General features: G+C 62.1%; 15 protein-coding genes, 1 pseudogene and 1 riboswitch. Of the genes and pseudogenes, 6 read left to right on the forward strand and 10 right to left on the reverse strand.

Translation table 11 applies throughout. From position 1 onward, the window contains the following. Positions 1-50: 50 nt before the first annotated feature. From AC245Y_RS20300 to soxR, 10 genes are all read right to left on the reverse strand, one after another. Complete coding sequence (locus AC245Y_RS20300; protein ID WP_012759230.1) at positions 51-1,709, reverse strand: OFA family MFS transporter; 1,659 nt, start codon at positions 1,707-1,709, stop codon at positions 51-53. Between the two features lie 107 nt (positions 1,710-1,816). Further along, a complete protein-coding gene (locus AC245Y_RS20305) occupies positions 1,817-2,062 on the reverse strand; it encodes a formate dehydrogenase subunit delta (RefSeq protein ID WP_012759231.1) in 246 nt (81 codons plus the stop codon). Continuing rightward, positions 2,052-2,876 carry a formate dehydrogenase accessory sulfurtransferase FdhD gene (gene fdhD / locus AC245Y_RS20310; protein WP_017995345.1) on the reverse strand — a complete coding sequence of 275 codons (825 nt, stop codon included), beginning with the start codon at positions 2,874-2,876 and terminating at the stop codon, positions 2,052-2,054. Before fdhD ends, AC245Y_RS20305 begins: the two co-directional genes overlap by 11 nt. A gap of 37 nt (positions 2,877-2,913) precedes the next feature. After that, on the reverse strand, positions 2,914-5,793 hold the full coding sequence (fdhF, locus tag AC245Y_RS20315; protein ID WP_017995346.1) for a formate dehydrogenase subunit alpha: 2,880 nt from the start codon (positions 5,791-5,793) through the stop codon (positions 2,914-2,916). 201 nt (positions 5,794-5,994) lie between these two features. After that, positions 5,995-7,551, reverse strand: coding sequence for a formate dehydrogenase beta subunit (locus AC245Y_RS20320; protein ID WP_017995347.1), 1,557 nt, complete (start codon positions 7,549-7,551; stop codon positions 5,995-5,997). Beyond that, positions 7,548-8,027 carry a formate dehydrogenase subunit gamma gene (locus AC245Y_RS20325; protein ID WP_017995348.1) on the reverse strand — a complete coding sequence of 160 codons (480 nt, stop codon included), beginning with the start codon at positions 8,025-8,027 and terminating at the stop codon, positions 7,548-7,550. Before AC245Y_RS20325 ends, AC245Y_RS20320 begins: the two co-directional genes overlap by 4 nt. A gap of 135 nt (positions 8,028-8,162) precedes the next feature. Next, complete coding sequence (locus AC245Y_RS20330) at positions 8,163-9,056, reverse strand: LysR family transcriptional regulator (RefSeq protein ID WP_017995349.1); 894 nt, start codon at positions 9,054-9,056, stop codon at positions 8,163-8,165. Positions 9,057-9,247: 191 nt separating this feature from the next. Beyond that, positions 9,248-9,589 carry an ArsR/SmtB family transcription factor gene (locus AC245Y_RS20335; RefSeq protein ID WP_017995350.1) on the reverse strand — a complete coding sequence of 114 codons (342 nt, stop codon included), beginning with the start codon at positions 9,587-9,589 and terminating at the stop codon, positions 9,248-9,250. A 104-nt stretch (positions 9,590-9,693) separates the two neighbouring features. Then, entirely contained in the window at positions 9,694-10,464 is a 771-nt protein-coding gene (locus tag AC245Y_RS20340; protein ID WP_017995351.1) for an SDR family NAD(P)-dependent oxidoreductase, read from the reverse strand. Positions 10,465-10,616: 152 nt separating this feature from the next. Further along, on the reverse strand, positions 10,617-11,081 hold the full coding sequence (gene soxR, locus AC245Y_RS20345; protein WP_017995352.1) for a redox-sensitive transcriptional activator SoxR: 465 nt from the start codon (positions 11,079-11,081) through the stop codon (positions 10,617-10,619). 83 nt (positions 11,082-11,164) lie between these two features. Between soxR and AC245Y_RS20350 the strand changes: the two genes are divergently transcribed. From AC245Y_RS20350 to AC245Y_RS20375, 6 genes and pseudogenes are all read left to right on the forward strand, one after another. Next, positions 11,165-11,740: an NADPH-dependent FMN reductase gene (locus AC245Y_RS20350; RefSeq protein ID WP_017995353.1), complete on the forward strand. Its 576-nt coding sequence runs from the start codon at positions 11,165-11,167 to the stop codon at positions 11,738-11,740. A 162-nt stretch (positions 11,741-11,902) separates the two neighbouring features. Then, positions 11,903-12,016, forward strand: a riboswitch (TPP riboswitch). After that, a complete protein-coding gene (locus tag AC245Y_RS20355; protein ID WP_012759240.1) occupies positions 12,007-12,639 on the forward strand; it encodes a YkoF family thiamine/hydroxymethylpyrimidine-binding protein in 633 nt (210 codons plus the stop codon). Its footprint overlaps the riboswitch before it by 10 nt. A gap of 88 nt (positions 12,640-12,727) precedes the next feature. Then, a complete protein-coding gene (locus tag AC245Y_RS20360) occupies positions 12,728-13,534 on the forward strand; it encodes an ABC transporter permease (RefSeq protein ID WP_026157492.1) in 807 nt (268 codons plus the stop codon). Beyond that, the gene (locus AC245Y_RS20365; protein ID WP_012759242.1) at positions 13,531-14,343 is read left to right on the forward strand and encodes an ABC transporter ATP-binding protein; all 813 of its coding nucleotides are present in this window, start codon (positions 13,531-13,533) and stop codon (positions 14,341-14,343) included. The genes AC245Y_RS20360 and AC245Y_RS20365 overlap by 4 nt, the downstream gene beginning before the upstream one ends. 67 nt (positions 14,344-14,410) lie before the next feature. Then, on the forward strand, positions 14,411-15,421 hold the full coding sequence (locus AC245Y_RS20370) for an ABC transporter substrate-binding protein (protein ID WP_017995354.1): 1,011 nt from the start codon (positions 14,411-14,413) through the stop codon (positions 15,419-15,421). Positions 15,422-15,543: 122 nt separating this feature from the next. Beyond that, positions 15,544-16,714 (forward strand): annotated as a pseudogene (locus AC245Y_RS20375) (acyltransferase family protein). The last annotated feature ends 58 nt before the right edge of the window (positions 16,715-16,772 follow it).

The following is a 16,772-nucleotide window of genomic DNA, read 5'->3' on the forward strand; positions in this document are numbered from 1 at the left end:
ACGACGATAAAGCGCCGCCGCATGAAGCCCATGCGACGCGCTTTGATGGCTTAGCCGAACAGCGCGAAGGTTGCCCTCAGCGTCACCCAGACACCCCACAGCAGCGGAATGCCGACGACGGCCCAGGCAAGCATCGCCTTGGCGTCCAGCCCGCCTGTGCCGATGCCGAAGGAACCCGTCGGCCCGGCATTGACGGCGGCCGACTTCGCCTGCAACGCGGCGACCTCGTCATCGGACATGAACCATTTGTCCGAAAGCGGCCTGATCAGCGCATTGGCGATGAGCCCGAGCGCCAGCATGCCGGCGAGGATATACATGGTGCCGGTATAGAGGGTTGGCCCGGGCGCAACGCCGGCGGCGATCTGCGCTTCGCGGATATAGTTGACGACAACGGGCCCGACGATGCCGGCCGTTGCCCAGGCCGTCAGCAGCCGGCCGTGGATGGCGCCGACGAACTGCGTACCGAAAATATCGGCAAGATAGGCCGGGATCGTCGCAAAGCCGCCGCCGTACATCGACAGGATGATGCCGAAGGAGAGAACGAACAGCGCCTTGTTGCCCATGCCTGCGAAAGTGGGCGCCAGTGCATAGAGCACGATGCCGAGGACGAAGAAGCAATAATAGGTATTCTTGCGGCCGATCTTGTCGGACAGCGACGCCCAGAAGAACCGTCCGCCGATGTTGAAGAGCGACAGCAAGCCGGCGAAACCGGCGGCGATCGTGGCGATCGATGCCTTCTGCCCGGCGTCGAGCTGGGCGAAGCCGACATCCGGCAGGCCGATCAGCGAACCGGCGAAGATTTCCTGCAGCATCGGCGAGGCCATGCCGATAACGCCGATACCGGCCGAAACGTTGAGGCAAAGCACCGCCCAGATCAGCCAGAACTGTTTTGTCCTGTGGGCATTGCTGAGGTGCACATGTTTGGTGGTGATCATCGTGCTCTTGGCTGCAGGCGGCGTCCAACCCTCGGGACGCCAGCCGGCCGGCGGAATGCGATAGCCGAAGGCGCCGCCCATCATGAAGACGAAATAGATCACCGCCATGACGATGAAGGTCTGCCAGACGCCGACCGAACTGTCGGTCTTGAAGGCATTCATCAGCAGGTTGGCCAATGGGGCGCCGATCATCGCACCGCCGCCGAAGCCCATGATCGCCATACCGGTCGCCATGCCGCGCCGGTCGGGAAACCATTTGATCAGTGTCGAGACCGGTGAGATGTAACCGAGGCCGAGACCGATGCCGCCGATGACGCCGGCACCGAGCCACATCATCCAGAGCTGATGAGTAATGACGCCGATCGCCGCAAGAATGATGCCGCCGCACCAGCAGCAAGCGGAAACGACGCCCGCCTTGCGCGGACCGGCGCGCTCAAGCCAGCCGCCCCAGATGGCGGCCGATGAGCCAAGTAGAACGAAGAACAACGTATAGATCCAGCCGAGGTCGGCAACGCGCCAGTCGCAGGTCGTGGTGAACAGCGCCGAGGCGAGTGTCAGATCAGGGCAGGCCGTCGAGGCCGTGATCCCGAGCGACTTGGAAAGCGGCAGCCAGAACACGCTGAAACCATAGGCCATGCCGATGCAGAGATGGATGGCGAGCGCTGCCGGCGGCACCAGCCACCGATTGAACCCGGGCCTTGCGACGATCCTTTCACGATCGAGCAGGCCTACCCCCGCCAACGCCCCGTCTGTACGTGTTTCCGCTGCAGTCATGAACAACTCCTCCTGGCTCAGACTTGGTTTTTCTCAGATTTTACTGTCACCGACATATGCGCAGGCAGGTTGCTCCCGCCTCCCCTTCGCGTATGGGCCGATCCAGACTATGGGACCTGGTGTGTCACCGGCTCTGGCTTTCTAATCAGAGGAACGGCCTGAAGCACGAGCGCGTCCAGGCCGTTCTCCTCATTCTCCAGAATTTCGAACAATTGCCGCCGCATGCGCGGGTCCCAGAATTTATTGATATGGGTGGCGACCCCCTGCGCGGCCTCGCTTTGCGGCTGGCTCTTGAAGAAGGTGGCGATCTGGTTTGCCATATAGACGAGCTTGGTCTTGGTATCATGCGACATCGGCAATGCTTCCGGGCGAGATGCGGTGCGGGTGGGTGAAAATCTCGAAATCCTCGCCGCGCACCAGCGCGACGAGCGTCATGCCGGCTTCTTCGGCCGTGCGGATGGCGAGAGCCGTCGGCGCCGATATGGCGATGAGCACCGGGCTGCCGAGGATCGCCGCCTTCTGCACCATCTCGACGGAAAGCCTGCTGGTGACGACGACGGCGCCGTCCCCGCCTCTTTCACTGGCGCCGATGACGGCGCCGCAGAGCTTGTCCAGCGCATTGTGCCGACCGACATCTTCGCGCACGGCAATCAGCCCCCTGCCGGGAAGATAGAACCCGGCGCCATGCACCGCCCGCGTCTCACGATGCAGCGGCTGCGCCTCGTTCAGAAGCGAAACGGCGCGGACGATATCCGCATGCGACAGCGCCAGCGGCGATGTCGAAACGTCAGGCACCGGCCGTACCGCCTGTTCGATCGATTCGATGCCGCAGAGCCCGCAGCCGACCGGTCCCGCCATGCTGCGGCGTCGTGCCCGCAACCGATCGGCGACATCATCGACCAGGCTCACCTGCACATCGATCCCCTGCTCACCCTCGACGACCTCGATGCCCGATATCTCCGCCGGCCCGGCAATGATCCCTTCGGTCAGGCTGAAACCGACGGCAAAATCCTCGATATCCGCAGGTGTTGCCATCATCACCGCATGCGAACTGCCGCCGTAGGAAAAGGCGATCGGCACCTCTTCCGGCACGATGCGCGAACCGGTCTGGAGGATGCCGTTGCGGCGGGCGGTTTCGGGGGCATGGGCAGTGACGGTGAAGGTCATGATCCACGTTCCTGCTTACAGAGCCGCCCCCGCATCGTCACTCCGCTGCCTCGAGCTTGCCGGCGATGCGGCGCGATTGACGCGCCTGCTCGTCATATTCGAGTTGCCATTCGCTCGGCCCGTTGGAGGGCGAGACCTGCACCGCCGTCACCTTGTATTCCGGGCAGTTCGTCGCCCAGTCGGAGAAATCGGTGGTGATGACGTTCGCCTGCGTCGTGGGATGATGGAAGGTCGTGTAGACGACACCCGGCGCGACGCGATCGGTGATCAGCGCCCTGAGCGTCGTGTCGCCGGAGCGGCTGCCGAGCTTCACCCAGTCGCCGTCGCGAACGCCGCGCTGCTCGGCATCGTGCGAATGGATTTCCAGCCGGTCTTCCGCATGCCATACGACATTCTCGGTTCGCCGTGTCTGCGCCCCGACATTGTACTGGCTGAGGGTGCGGCCGGTTGTCAGCAGCAGCGGGAAGCGCGGACCGGTGCGCTCGTCGGTCGCCACATATTCGGTGCGGATGAACTTGCCCTTGCCGCGCACGAAGCCATTGACATGCATGATCGGCGAGCCGAGCGGGGTCTTCTCGTTGCAGGGCCACTGCACCGAGCCCATTTTGTCGAGATAGTCGTAGGAGACCATCGCGAAACTCGGCGTCGTCGCGGCGATCTCGTCCATGATCTCCGACGGATGGGTGTAATTCCAGTCGAGCCCCATCGCCTGGGCAAGCTTCTGCGTCACTTCCCAGTCGCCATAGCCGTTGCGCGGCGACATCACCTTGCGCACACGATTGATGCGGCGCTCGGCATTGGTGAAGGTGCCGTCCTTCTCGAGGAAGGTCGAGCCCGGTAGAAAGACATGGGCGTAATTGGCGGTCTCGTTGAGGAACAGATCCTGCACGACGACGCATTCCATCGCCGCAAGCCCGGCCGCGACATGTTTGGTATCGGGATCGGACTGGAGGATGTCTTCGCCCTGGATGTAGATGCCCTTGAACGAGCCGTCGACTGCTGCATCCAGCATGTTCGGAATACGCAGGCCCGGCTCGTTGTTGAGCTTCACGCCCCAGAGCTTTTCGAAGATATCGCGCGTCGCATCGTCGGAAATGTGCCGGTAGCCCGGCAATTCGTGCGGGAACGAGCCCATGTCGCAGGAGCCCTGCACATTGTTCTGGCCGCGCAGCGGGTTCACGCCGACGCCGGGACGGCCGATATTGCCGGTCGCCATCGCCAGGTTGGCGATCGCGATGACCGTGGTCGAGCCCTGGCTGTGTTCGGTGACGCCGAGGCCATAATAGATTGCGCCATTGCCGCCCTTGGCATAGAGCCTTGCCGCGCCGCGCAGATCCGCCGCCGTCACGCCGGTGAAGATCTCGGTCTCTTCGGGACTGTGCTGCGGTTCGGCGACGAAGGCGGCCCAGTCCTCGAACTCCGACCAGTCGCAGCGCTCGCGGATGAACGCCTCGTCAAAGAGCCCTTCGGTGACGATCACATGCGCCAGCGCCGTCATGACCGCGACATTGGTGCCGGGCTTCAGCGGCAGGTGATAGGAGGCCTCGATATGCGGCGAGCGGACGATATCGGTGCGGCGCGGATCGATGACGATGAGCTTGGCGCCCTGGCGCAGCCGCTTCTTCAGCCGCGAGCCGAACACCGGATGCCCATCGGTTGGATTGGCGCCGATGACGATGACGACGTCGGAATGCTCGACGCTGTCGAAATCCTGTGTGCCCGCCGACGTGCCGAAGGTCTGGCCGAGGCCGTAACCGGTCGGCGAATGGCAGACGCGGGCGCAGGTGTCGACATTGTTGTTGCCGAAGCCGGCGCGGATCAGCTTCTGCACCAGATACGTTTCCTCATTGGTGCAGCGCGACGAGGTGATGCCGCCAATTGCCTCGCGGCCGTATTGATACTGGATGCGGCGGAACTCCAGCGCCACATGCGCGAAGGCCTCGTCCCAGCTCACTTCCCGCCAGGGATCGCTGACCTTTTCGCGGATCATCGGATTGAGGATGCGGTCCTTGTGGGTGGAATAGCCGTAGGCGAAGCGTCCCTTGACGCAGGAATGGCCGCGATTGGCTTGGCCGTCCTTCCACGGCACCATGCGCACCAGTTCCTCGCCGCGCATCTCCGCCTTGAAGGAACAGCCGACGCCGCAGTAGGCGCAGGTCGTCACAGCCGAATGCTCCGGCTGGCCGATCTGGATCACCGATTTCTCCGTCAGCGTTGCCGTCGGGCAGGCCTGGACGCAGGCACCGCAGGAGACGCATTCGGAATCGATGAAATGCTCGTGCATGCCGGGCGAAACGCGCGAGCCGAAGCCGCGGCCCTCGATCGTCAGCGCGAAGGTGCCCTGCACTTCCTCGCAGGCGCGCACGCAGCGCGAACAGACGATGCATTTCGAGGGATCATAGGTGAAATAGGGATTGGACTCGTCCTTCGGCATCCATTTCAGATTGATGTCGCCATTGCTGCGCGCCTTGACGTGGTTGTCGCCCTCATAGCCGTAACGTACGTCGCGCAGGCCGACGGCGCCCGCCATGTCCTGCAATTCGCAATCGCCGTTAGCCGCGCAGGTGAGACAGTCGAGCGGATGGTCGGAAATATAGAGTTCCATCACGCCGCGGCGGATATCCTTCAACCGCCCCGTCTGCGTGTGCACCACCATGTTTGCCGCCACCGGCGTCGTGCAGGAGGAGGGTGTTCCGTTGCGGCCCTCGATCTCGACGAGGCAGAGCCGGCAGGAGCCGAAAGCGTCGACCATATCGGTGGCGCAGAGCTTCGGCACCTTGATGCCGGCCTCCATCGAGGCGCGCATGATCGAGGTGCCCTCCGGCACGCTGATCTGCTGTCCGTCGATGGTGAGCTTCACCATGACCTCGGATTTCGAAGCAGGAGTGCCGTAGTCGATTTCATGGATGAGAGACATGGTTTGCTCCTCCGATAGATTTCCTTGTCGGCCGCCTCGGGGCAAGCCCCTCATCCGCCTGCCGGCACCTTCTCCCCGCTCGCGGGGAGAAGGGGATACGCCGCGACCTCTCCGTTCCCCGCCACGTCTCGCATGGCACGTCCCCTCTCCCCGCAAGCGGGGAGAGGGTTAGGGTGAGGGGCAAAGTTGAAGAAAAACGCGTCATTCCGCCGCCTCCACCAGAGGTGCCGGCGAAAAATCCTCCGGGAAATGCGTCATGGCGCTCATCACAGGATAAGGCGTGAACCCACCCAGCGCACAGAGCGAGCCGAACTTCATTGTGTTGCAGAGATCGGCAAGCAGCGCCCGGTTCTTCTCCGGCTCGATACCGTGAGCGATCTTGTCGGCCGTCTCCACGCCGCGCGTCGAGCCGATGCGGCAGGGCGTGCACTTGCCGCAGCTTTCGACGGCGCAGAATTCCATCGCGAAACGCGCCTGCTTCAGCATATCGGCCGTGTCGTCGAAGACGACGATGCCGGCATGGCCGATCAGGCCGTCCTTGGCGGCGAAGGATTCGTAATCGAATGGCGTGTCGAACAGCGCCCGCGGGAAATAGGCGCCGAGCGGTCCGCCGACCTGCACGGCCTTGACCGGCCGTCCCGTCACTGTACCGCCACCAATCCTGTCGACGATATCTCCGAGCGAAAGACCGAAGGCCGTCTCAAAGAGGCCGCCATATCTGACATTGCCGGCAATCTGCAGTGGGATGGTGCCGCGTGAGCGGCCCATGCCGAAATCGCGATAAAAGGCCGCACCCTTTTCCATGATAATGGGCACCGAAGCCAGCGAGATCACATTGTTGATGACGGTCGGACAGTTAAACAACCCCTTATGTGCCGGCAGCGGCGGCTTGGCACGCACGACGCCGCGCTTGCCTTCGAGACTGTTGAGCAGCGCCGTCTCCTCGCCGCAGACATAGGCGCCGGCGCCGGTGCGCACCTCGATATCGAAGGCGCGGCCGGATCCGAGCACCGATGGTCCGAGAATGCCGGCCTCGCGCGCGATGCCGACGGCCTCGGTCATGACAGCGATCGCATGCGGATATTCTGAACGCGTATAGACGAAGCCTTTAGTCGCCCCGGTCGCCAGCCCTGATATCGCCATGCCCTCGATCAACACGAAGGGATCGCCCTCCATGATCATCCGGTCGGCAAAGGTGCCGCTGTCGCCCTCATCGGCATTGCAGACGATATATTTGCGTTCGCCGGCGGCATCGAGAACGGTCTTCCACTTGATGCCTGTGGGAAAGCCGGCGCCGCCGCGTCCGCGCAGGCCGGAATCGGTGACTTCCTTGACGACTTCAACGGGTGTCATCGAAACGGCGCGGCGAAGGCCGGCAAGACCGCCATGCGCCTCGTAATCGCCAAGCGAAAGCGGATCGGTGACGCCGCAGCGGGCGAAGGTCAGGCGGGTCTGTTCCTTGAGGAACGGGAGGTCTTCAACCTCCCCGAGACAGAGCCGATGCTCGCCTCCATCAATCATCCCGGCATCGAACAGATCAGGCACATCCTTCGCCTTCACCGACCCGTAGCCGATGCGCTTGCCGGCAACCTCGACCTCGACCAACGGCTCCAGCCAGAACATTCCGCGCGAGCCGTTGCGCACGATCTCGGCATCGAAGCCGCGGGCGGCGATCTCCTGGGCAATCGCCTTTGCCACCTTTTCGGCCCCGAGCGCCAGCGCTGCGGCATCGCGCGGAACATATATCCTGACCGTCATCGGCGTGCCTCCGCGACGAGTTCCGCCGCCGTCTGATCGTCGACCCGGCCATAAACCTCGCCGTCGAGCATCGCCGCCGGCGCACAGGCGCAGAGCCCGAGACAGTAGACCGGCTCCAGCGTCACGCCGCCATCGAGCGTCGTCTGATGAAAATCGATGCCGAGCAGCGCCTTGACACGTTCGGCCAGCGCATCGCCGCCCATCGACTGACAGGCTTCAGCGCGACAGAGCTTCAGCACATGCCGGCCGGCGGGATGGTCGCGATAATCGTGATAGAAGGTCACCACGCCATGCACCTCGGCGCGGGAGAGGTTCAATTCCTCCGCAATAACAGGCATGGCCTCCTGCGGCACATAGCCGAATTCTTGCTGAACCTCGTGCAGAATGGGAAGCAGCGGCCCTTCGAGAAAGCGAAGATCGGCGATGATGGCTCGGGTGCGTGCTGCAATATCGCCTTCGGCGATATGAATGGTCATAATGCAGCCCTCCCGGCGGCTTGCTCGTTGCGAAATAGCGGGCCTCCCCCAGCCGAGTGCTATTCCGTAACCACCATCTCAGGGAAGCAGCCGGCGATCAATAAAGCTATCTCGTTGCTTGATAGGTTTTTTCTATCAAAGTTCTTCATCTTGCACGAGCACTCTCGCTTCATGCAGCAAAGCCGAGACAAGCGGCGTGAAGGGCTCGCGATAAGGCGCAACAAGGCCGACCAGATGATGCGCCTCCGGCTCGACGATCGGGATCATGCGGATTTCCACTGGAAACCCGAAGGATTTGGCGACGTTGCGCGGCATGATGCTCGCCCAGCGTCCGGTCCTGACATGCGAGAACAGCACGATCATCGAGTTGGATTCGAGCGTCGGATGCGCTGTAGCACCTGCTTCCGTCAAGTGGCGGTTGATGATCCGGCGGTTCTGCATGTCGGCAGTCAATAGACAAAGCCGAAGATCGCCGATCTCCCGCCAGGTCACCTTGTCGCGATCAGATAGCGGGCTGCCGGCAGCCGTGATCAGATTATAGCGCTCGGCATAGAGGGGAACGGTCGTGACGCGGCCGAGCGGCTCGTTTTCGAGGTAGGTGATGCCGGCATCGATTTCGAGGTTTTCGAGCATGCTCAGCACCTGCAGCGAATTCCGCGAGACGATCGAGAAGGTCACGCCGGGATGCCGCTCCTGAAATGGCGTGGTGATGCGCGACAGCATGGCGAGCGCGGTCGGAATGGCGGCGAGGCGAATGTGGCCGGAAAGGCCGCGGCGCGCGGCGCGCATCTCCTCGCGCATGGTGCGGGCATCGCCGACGATGCGCCGGGCCCATTCGAGCACACGCTGCCCCTCCGGCGTCAGCCCCTGGAACCGCGAACCGCGCTGCACCAGCATGACGCCGAGCTGATCCTCGAGTTGCCGGATGGCGGCCGAAAGCGTCGGCTGCGAGATCCCGCACTCCTCCGCGGCGCGGCCAAAATGCTTTTCATTGGCAAGGGCGATGAAGAATTCCAGCTTGTCGATCATCCGGTCTCCCGATCCGGCATGACATTGTCCGGGTCAGTTCATCTTTGACGCAGCAGCCGTGCTCCGCAAGGGCGATCTCTAGATCAGGATGATTTTAGGCCCGATCGGCCTAAAATCTGAATCCTGATCTAAATCAAAGAAATAGAGCATGATGTCGTCCGAAAACCGCGCACACTTTTCGGCATCATGCTCTAACTGTTTTCTGCAGCCGGAAAAAGATCGAACAGCGATTCGAGGAAGGCAAGCACGCTGACATTGCCGATGCTGTAATAGACCAGCCTGCCCTGACGGCGCGTATGAACCAGGCCTTCGAGCCTTAACCGCGCCAGCTGCTGCGAGACCATTGCCTGCTGTATGCCGAGGATATTTTCGATTTCACCCACCGTCCGCTCCTCGTTCGCCAGTATGCAGAGGATCAGAAGTCGGGTCGGGTGCGCTAGCGCTTTCAGCATATCGCTCGCTTCATGGGCTTTTCCAGCGAGCTTGTGCAATTCCTGGCCGGACATCCCCGGCTCGGGTTTGGGCAACGGCATTCGATATCTCGGAAGGGAAGGCAATGTGCTAGATCAGCACAATAGCATATTCGCACAAGCGAATTGGTCAAAAGTGATAAAATGCCAAAAAAAGTCCAAACAAATCAGCAGATAAGCTGACCGCCATTGATCTCGATCACCTGTCCGGTGATGTAGCCCGAGAGGGCGGAAGCGGCCAGGAACAGGTAGGCGGGCGCACAATCCTCCGCCGTGCCGAGCCGCTGCAGGGGGATGGATTTTCTCGTCTGCTCCAGCTTTTCGCGGGAGGAATAGCGCTCATGGAAATCCGTCTCGATCGTTCCTGGCGACACACAATTGACGCGGATTCCGTCCGGTGCAAGCTCACGTGCAAGCGCCTTGGAATAGGTCGCAACGAAGGCTTTCGAGGCCGAATAGATCGAGGAGCCGGGGCTGCCGCCGGTCAGCGCCGAAATCGAAACCGTGTTGACGATGGCAGCGCCACCAGCCGCCTTCAATGCCGGCAGCAGCGCCCGCGTCAGCGCCACCACCGACGTCTGATTGAGCCGCACGACCGCCTCATATTCTGCGTCGGTGAGCGTGGCAGCGGGAAAACGGCCAAGCATGGTACCGGCATTGTTGACGAGCACGTCGACCTTGTCGAAGAAGGCGAGAGCATCTTCAGCAAATTGCGCTGCCCCACCGACTGCAGAGAAATCAGCATGCAGCAGCAGCGCCCGTCTTTCGGATTCGGCCGTCAGCAGGAAATCCGGCAGATCGCGTCCCGGCTTGCGCCCGGTATGGACGATCACTTTCGCGCCGCAGTCCAGGAACTGCCGGGCCACTTCGAGGCCGATGCCACGACCGGCGCCGGTTACGACGACATTGCGATTTTCGAACAGTCTGGGGTGGAACACGAAGCCGTCCTCCTCGCGGACAGTGCCGCCGGTTGCGTCACTCGCCCTTAACATATGAGCGCGCCGACCGAAAGAAAGGCAGGCGTCAATCTTTCCGGGAGAGACTTGGTCTCGCCCCGGAGAGACTGGTCTCCCCGAGAAGGTCCAGCCTTTTAGTTTTCGGTCTCCAGAAGCCGCGCGCCTGGCCCCTCCTTGCCGAGCCGGTCGCAGGGATTGCGCAACGGACAGCTTTCGATCGACAGGCAGCCGCAGCCGATGCATCCGGTCAGACGGTCGCGCAGCAGGCTAAGCCGCCTGATTCGCGCGTCGAGATCATCCTTCCAGCGCGCCGACAGCGTCTGCCAGTCGGCGACGGTCGGCGTGCGCCCCTGCGGCAGGGACTCGAACGCCGCCTGGATTTCCGAAAGCGGAATGCCGACACGCTGCGCCACCTTGATGATGCCGAGCCGGCGAAGCACATCGCGCCCATAGCGCCGCTGATTGCCGCGGGAGCGAATGCTCGAGATCAGCCCCTTGGTCTCGTAAAAATGCAGCGCCGAGACGGCCAGGCCGCTGCGCTCCGCCACTTCACCGACCGTCAGGAGCTTGCCGAGCGGCGCTGCAGGAATTGTATCCATCACCTCTTGACCTCAATATTAGTTGAGGTTTTATAACCTTGGCTCCTGCAATCGTAAAGTCCAATCGCAACAAGGAGCGACGCATGAAAACATCCACCAGGCTGGCTGTCATCTATGGGAGCACGAGAGAGGGCCGCATCTGCGACCGGGTGGTCAAATGGCTGACGCAGGAGCTCGTCCGCTTCCCGCAATTTGATATCGACATCATCGACCCGCTCGATTTCGCGCTGCCGGCCAACCGCGACATGACGCACCCCGAAATCGACAGGCTCGCCGGACGGCTTGGCATGGCCGACGCCTTCATCATCGTCACGCCGGAATACAATCACAGCTTCACCGCCCCGTTGAAGTCGATCATCGATCTCTTCTTCGAGCCCTGGCAGGGCAAGCCGGTCGCCTTCGTTTCCTATGGCGGCATCTCTGGCGGCCTGCGCGCCGTCGAACAGCTGCGGCTCGTCTTTGCCGAACTGCACGCCGTGACGATCCGCGATTCGGTGAGCTTTGCCGCACCTTGGAACCGCTTCGACACGGACGGGCGGCTCGACAATCCCGCCGACGCAATGCGTTCGCTGGATCGGATGATGACGAGGCTGGAATGGTGGACGCAGGCGCTCGTCGCTGCCCGCAGCGATCGTCCCTATACGGACATCGCCGCCTGAGGCAGCAAGCTGCGGTTCCATTCCCGGCAGGTACGGAACCATTGGGAACACCCGGACAGGACCTCCGTCCGGGTGTTTCCCGTCACATCAGGCTCATCCCGACCGCGCGGACGGGTTCGCAATTTTGCTGTTGCGGGGAGAAAACCCCGGTGATAGTTTCCGCGCAAATAACAGGGGAGCTCCGTATCGCCGGGGCTGAGATGTGAGGTGCAAGCCTCTGGACCCTTCAAAGCTGATCTGGGTAATGCCAGCGGAGCGAGGTTCAGATGTTCTCAGGCGCACAAGTGTCACTCTATCCGATGTCCGACAATTTCGTCGGCATCATTCTCGATGCCGTCACGGCGCTCGATCCCTATCGCGACCGGCTGCGCATCGAGACCGATGACATTTCCACACTGCTGGTCGGCCCGCCTGACATTCTCTTCGCCGCCATGCACGACCTTTTCGTCGCTGCCGCAAAGACCGGCGAGCATTGCGTGCTGTCCGCTGCGATTTCACGCGGCTGCCCCGGCGAGCCCGACGACGCCATCTGCGGCGTCAACCCCTCCCTCGGCCAGGCGGAGCCGCTTGCCGAGCGTATAACAGCCGCACTTGCCGCGGTTGAAACCACCGCCGAGACCGGACAGCCGACCGCTGCGCAATTCTCGCTCTACGTCATGGGAACCGGTACCCATATGGACGAGATCTACGGCTGCATCGACTTCCTGAAGCGCTCCGGCACCTTCGACCGTGCCAAGAATTTCTGCACCAGGCTCTCTGGCGACGCCGGCGCGGTCTTCTCCACCATTCGTGAGGCCTTCCTTCGCTTCGGCGACCCCGAGGGACATGTGACGCTCGACATCACAGTGTCCGCCAATACAGCGCCGCGCGTCTTTTCAGACGCGCCAAGGACGCTGTAACACTTTAAATTGCTGCATATTTTATCCTTAAATCGATTCCGAATTCAGGAATTATGCAGTGCCCGACGAAAGCCTGAAACGAACGCTGATGACACTGCCACAACCATCGGATTCGCGCCTTGCCGCGCTCCGCGCCGCTCTCTACCGGGGCATACCCGCCTTGCTCGCCGGCTGCGTTTTTTTGGCGGCATGGGAACTCTATGTCGATCTCTCCGGCATCAAACCGTCCATCCTGCCGGCGCCTTCGCGCATCGTCATGCAGGGCTGGCTGAACCGCGAGGGACTGATTGCCAATACCTGGCCGACGCTCGGCGCGACACTCGGTGGTTTCGCCCTGTCGCTGGCCTTCGCCTTCGCCGCCTCGATCCTCATGGATTTCGTGCCCTTCATGCGCCGGGCATTGCTGCCGGTCTTCATCGCCAGCCAGACCCTGCCGCTGGTGGCGATCGCCCCCCTCGTCGTCCTTTGGTTCGGCTTCGGCCTGTTGCCGAAGATCCTGCTGGTGGCGCTCGTCACCTTCTTCCCGCTGCTCGTCGCCTTGCTGCAGGGCTATGAATCGACTGACCGCGACATCGCCGAATTGCTGTATTCGATGAAGGCGAGCCGCTGGCGCATTTTCCGTCTGGCACGGCTTCCCTCCTCGCTGCCCTATTTCTTCGCCGGCCTGCGGATCTCGATCACCTATGCCGTCGTCGGCGCGATCTTTGCCGAATATGCCGGTGCCGCCCGCGGCCTCGGCATCTATATCCTCAACGCCAAGAACAACTTCCGTCCCGATCTCGTGCTCGCCGCCGTCATCGTCAGCGCCGTGCTGACACTCTGCCTCTTCGGGTTGACGCTGATGATCCAGCGCCTCGTTATGCCCTGGCAGCCATCCGGGGAGCAGCGCCGATGAGCGATGCAATGGTTGAACTCAGCAACATCTCGAAGTCCTTCGATGGCATGAAGGTGCTGGACGACATTTCACTCGCTGTCGCAAGCGGCGAGTTCGTTTCGATCGTTGGCCCATCCGGCTCCGGAAAATCGACGGTGCTGCGACTGCTGACCCAGGCGCTTCGGCCCGATTCCGGCACCATGCTTTTCAAAGGCGCGCCGCTGGAACAGGCGCCGCATTCCTTCGCCTTCATGCCGCAACGCGATGCGCTGATGCCCTGGCGCCGGATCATCGACAATGCAGCACTCGGTCTCGAAGTGAAAGGCATGAGCCGTCGCGCGGCCCGCGCCGCTGTCGCGCCGCTGTTCGAGCGCTTCGGCCTTGCAGGCTTCGAGCAACACTATCCCTCCGCGCTGTCAGGCGGCATGCGCCAGCGCGCCGCGCTGCTGCGCACCGTCGTCCAGACCCAGGACATGCTGCTGCTCGACGAGCCTTTCGGCGCCCTCGACGCGCTGACGCGTACGCAGATCCAGGAATGGCTGCAGGGCATGTGGACCGAGCACCGCTGGACGGCGCTGCTGATCACCCATGATGTTCGCGAGGCCGTGTTCCTCTCCGACCGGATCTACGTGCTTTCGGCCCGTCCAGCGCGTATCATCCGTGAATTCCGCGTTCCCCTGCCCCGTCCGAGAAGCATCGCCGATCTCGGCTCGCCGGCGGCCCAGGCGATCGAAACCGAAATCCTGCAAACCCTGCTTCATCCGCTAGAACAGGATGATTTTAGGTCGGTCGGCCTAAAATCTGAATCCTGTTCTAATTTAAAGAGTTAGAGCATGATGTCGTCCGAAAACGCTCACACTTTTCGGCATCATGCTCTAGAGACCTGAGGAGGTCACCATGCTGCTTCTCACCCGTCGCCAGACGATCTTCGCCGCCATCGCGGCAAGCGTCGCCGGCCGCACTGCCTTTGCCCAATCGGCGCCCGCAAAGGTTCGCATCGCGCTCGACTGGACGCCCAACACCAACCATATCGGCATCTATGTCGCCAAGGCGAAGGGCTTCTATGCCGATGCCGGGCTCGATGTCGAGATTCTTCCCTTCACCGATACCAGCGCCGGAACGCTGGTGTCGAACGGCGTTGCCGATTTCGGCATCAGCAGCGAGATCGAGACGCTGACGCAGCGCGCTGGCGGCGGTGACGTGAAGATGGTCTACGGCGTCGTCCAGACGGAAACCGCACGCCTGATCTTCAAGGGCGGACGCGACGACATCAAGAGCCCGAAAGACCTCGACGGCAAGACCTATGGCGGCTTTGGTGGCACCTGGGAGAGCGCGCTGATCTCCGCGATGATCCGCAATGACGGCGGCAAAGGCGACGTCAAGACCGTCACCCTCGGCACCTCCGCTTACGAGGCGCTGGACAATGGCTCGATCGATTTCACGCTGGAGATCTACACCTGGGAAGGCATCGCTGCCGAACTGGAAAACCGGAAGATCGGCCGCTTCCACTATTCCGATTATGGCATTCCCGACGAGCAGACGACGGTCATCGTCTCCAGCGACGCCTATCTCTCCGCAAGTCGGGACCACGCCCGCGCCTTCATCCAGGCGACACGAAAGGGTTATGCCTACTCCGTCGACCATCCCGACGAAGCCTGCGACCTGTTGATCTCTGGAAGCAACGGCGCACTGATGAATACGGAACTGGTAAAGGCTTCTCAGAAGGCATTGATCGAGGGCCACTTCCTGAAATCCGAGGCCGGTGTGATCGGTAAGCTCGACCCGGCAAAGGCCGAGGCCCTGGGTGGCTTCCTGATCGAGAATGATATTCTGGTCGATGCGAATGGCGCCGCACTCAAGGAGAAGCCGGACTTTTCCACCTATTATACCAACGAACTTCTCGACTGAGCCCAACGCCTGCCTTGCCCGTCGTGACTTTCCGCTGCAAAGTCCGAGACCCCGGAGCATGATGTCGTCCGAAAACCGCTCACACTTTTCGGCATCATGCTCTGGGCAGGGCGGGGGATAAGATGCGACAACAGGAGAGACTGGCCGGAGCGGACTTTCTGCGCGCGACGGCCTGTCTGCTGGTGCTCGCCCACCACTTCGCGCTGCGGCTGGATATGCGCAGAATCCCCGAGGAACTCGGACCGGCCGCAAATATCCTCCGCTTCGGCAATTTCGGCGTCGCCATCTTCTTCGTGCTCAGCGGCTTTCTTCTTGCCCATCCCTTCTGGCGCGCGCTCGACGCGGCCAGCGACATGCCGAGCCTGCGGCATTACACGATACGCAGGATGGCGCGCATCACTCCGGGCTTCTGGTTCGCCGCCACCGTCGGCTTCGCCCTCAGCCTGACGCTGCTGGCTCTGCCGCTGACGCCTGAGCTTGTGCTCCGCTACGTCTCCGGGCTGCTGTTCATGAGCCAATGGCATTGGCGCACCTTGTTTCCTGTCGAAGCCGACGGGCCGCTCTGGTCCATTCCCTTCGAGGTCACCAGCTATGTGCTCCTGCCGGTCTGCTTTCTCGTGCTGTTTCGTTTGCCTTTCCTGAGGCAGCGCCCGTTGCTTGCCCGCTTCGCCTGGCTTTGCGTCATCACCGGCGTACTCCTCGCCCATGTGCTGATCCTGACCTTCCTTCCGCTCGACGACATCGGACGCGGCTGGCAGTATGGCCTGCAGGGCGGGGCGAAGGAGTGGATGCCGAGATATAACCCGATCGGCTTCTTCGCCGTCTTCGCGCTCGGCGCGCTTGCCGCCGGCGTCGAGGTCATGCTGCCAAGAAGGCGCTCCTCCTGGTTCGATGCCGCAGCGCTCCTCGCCCTCGCCATTGCCGCCTACCGCCTCGTCATATCGCCCGGCGGCTCCGCCGAAGCCTACGGCTGGCTCGAAATCCCCTACGGTTTTCCGGTCTTTCCACTGGCAGTCGCAACGGCGCTCGTCTCGCTCAGCCATTCACAACGCCTAGGCGTGCTGCTTGACAACGCTCCTGTCCGCTACATCGCAAGGATCTCCTTCGGCATCTATATCTGGCAGGAGATCATCCTGATATTGATCCAGAGGCTCGACCCGGGTTCGTTCGGCGTTTCCTCGGAAAATGTCGTCACTGGCTGGCTGCAGTCTTGCGGATTGGCGGCAGGCGATCCATTTCGGAAGCCGGCTGACATCTCGTCAACCCAATCGGGCTACTCCTTTCAAAGTATAAATTTGCCGTAAACGCAACTACAGGCGTTAAGGTTAACGCGGAATACTCCCATTTTTGG

Source organism: Rhizobium sp. SRDI943 (assembly GCF_057653695.1).

Excerpts from the sequence above, each read along its gene's own strand:
- AC245Y_RS20300 (WP_012759230.1), bottom strand. The coding sequence starts at position 1,709 with ATGACTGCAGCGGAAACACGTACAGACGGGGCGTTGGCGGGGGTAGGC.
- AC245Y_RS20305 (WP_012759231.1), bottom strand. The coding sequence starts at position 2,062 with ATGTCGCATGATACCAAGACCAAGCTCGTCTATATGGCAAACCAGATC.
- fdhD (WP_017995345.1), bottom strand. The coding sequence starts at position 2,876 with ATGACCTTCACCGTCACTGCCCATGCCCCCGAAACCGCCCGCCGCAAC.
- fdhF (WP_017995346.1), bottom strand. The coding sequence starts at position 5,793 with ATGTCTCTCATCCATGAAATCGACTACGGCACTCCTGCTTCGAAATCC.
- AC245Y_RS20320 (WP_017995347.1), bottom strand. The coding sequence starts at position 7,551 with ATGACGGTCAGGATATATGTTCCGCGCGATGCCGCAGCGCTGGCGCTC.
- AC245Y_RS20325 (WP_017995348.1), bottom strand. The coding sequence starts at position 8,027 with ATGACCATTCATATCGCCGAAGGCGATATTGCAGCACGCACCCGAGCC.
- AC245Y_RS20330 (WP_017995349.1), bottom strand. The coding sequence starts at position 9,056 with ATGATCGACAAGCTGGAATTCTTCATCGCCCTTGCCAATGAAAAGCAT.
- AC245Y_RS20335 (WP_017995350.1), bottom strand. The coding sequence starts at position 9,589 with ATGCCGTTGCCCAAACCCGAGCCGGGGATGTCCGGCCAGGAATTGCAC.
- soxR (WP_017995352.1), bottom strand. The coding sequence starts at position 11,081 with ATGGATACAATTCCTGCAGCGCCGCTCGGCAAGCTCCTGACGGTCGGT.
- AC245Y_RS20350 (WP_017995353.1), top strand. The coding sequence starts at position 11,165 with ATGAAAACATCCACCAGGCTGGCTGTCATCTATGGGAGCACGAGAGAG.
- AC245Y_RS20355 (WP_012759240.1), top strand. The coding sequence starts at position 12,007 with ATGTTCTCAGGCGCACAAGTGTCACTCTATCCGATGTCCGACAATTTC.
- AC245Y_RS20360 (WP_026157492.1), top strand. The coding sequence starts at position 12,728 with ATGACACTGCCACAACCATCGGATTCGCGCCTTGCCGCGCTCCGCGCC.
- AC245Y_RS20365 (WP_012759242.1), top strand. The coding sequence starts at position 13,531 with ATGAGCGATGCAATGGTTGAACTCAGCAACATCTCGAAGTCCTTCGAT.
- AC245Y_RS20370 (WP_017995354.1), top strand. The coding sequence starts at position 14,411 with ATGCTGCTTCTCACCCGTCGCCAGACGATCTTCGCCGCCATCGCGGCA.